Annotated in this window: 1 tRNA gene; it reads left to right on the top strand. The window is 47.7% G+C overall.

The window, feature by feature from the left end:
* Nucleotides 1-168 precede the first annotated feature (168 nt).
* Nucleotides 169-244: transfer RNA gene (locus CYR32_RS21235), tRNA-Glu, on the top strand.
* Nucleotides 245-390 lie beyond the last annotated feature (146 nt).

Raw genomic sequence — 390 nt, 5'->3', positions numbered from 1 at the left:
GTAGGGGAACCTGCGGTTGGATCACCTCCTTACCTCAAGATATTTGACCGTGCAGTGCCCACAACAGATTGTCTGATAGATGTACTGAGCAAGCGCACCTGTTGATGCGATGAGTCTCTGACTCATGCTGATACAAAACAGCACGGCTACGGCCAGGCTGCTTTTTGTGTCCCCATCGTCTAGAGGCCTAGGACACTGCCCTTTCACGGCTGTAACAGGGGTTCGAATCCCCTTGGGGACGCCATACCGATAATGAAGTGAAAGCCATTATCACCATATCGTAAAACTGACTTCTTGAGTCACTTTTACGATATTGCTCTTTAACAATCCGGAACAAGCTGAAAATTGAAACATTACAGCACCCATTACTCTCCGTAATGTCTCACCCTT

The organism is Chimaeribacter coloradensis, assembly GCF_002858715.1.
Lineage (GTDB): Bacteria > Pseudomonadota > Gammaproteobacteria > Enterobacterales > Enterobacteriaceae > Chimaeribacter > Chimaeribacter coloradensis.
The sequence above is the reverse complement of the archived record's forward strand: the minus strand, read 5'-3'. Positions and strand labels throughout refer to the sequence as shown.